Raw genomic sequence first — 560 nt, forward strand, 5'->3', positions numbered from 1 at the left:
TGGACGGGCCGCTCAGCCGATGGCTGCGGGTCGGCTCTGGTATGAAGAAAGGGTTGCTTCGTAAGAAAGGCGCACGTGTTCGCGGGCGCGCGCTTCGGCGTCCGCGGCGTTGCGCGCCTTCACGGCGTCAAGGATGGCGCGGTGTTCGCGGGTCGCCGCGTCGCGCCGTTGCGCGTCGGCGCGCAGGACCGAGCGGCGTGAGTGGACGATCTGCCCGTTCAGTGAATCGAGGATGTTGGCCAGGCGCTGGTTGCGGGCCGCGGCAACCAGGAGGTTGTGAAACTCCGTTCCGATCTGCACCCACCGATGCCAGTCCTGCTCGTTCTCATAGCGCACGCACAACGCCTCGAGTTCGGCGAGTTCCGCGTCGGTGGCGCGCTGCGCAGCGCAGCGCGCCGCAGTGCCTTCCAGTGACTCGCGCAGATCAAACAGATCGCGCAGGTCATCCATCGAGCGGTGGGGAACGATGTAGCCGCGCGTCGGCACAACCTGCACGAAGCCGTCCCGCGCCAGCACTTTCAGGGCCTCGCGCACCGGTGTGCGGCTCATGCCCATCCGGG

At 67.9% G+C, this 560-nt stretch carries 1 protein-coding gene; it reads right to left on the minus strand.

Going from position 1 to position 560, the window contains the following annotated elements; genetic code table 11:
• Positions 1 to 12: 12 nt before the first annotated feature.
• The coding region (locus AC3A6X_RS36415; protein ID WP_487846719.1) for a GntR family transcriptional regulator at positions 13 to 560 on the minus strand (548 nt) is incomplete at its 5' end.

This window comes from Variovorax sp. Soil_C_12, from assembly GCF_057657375.1.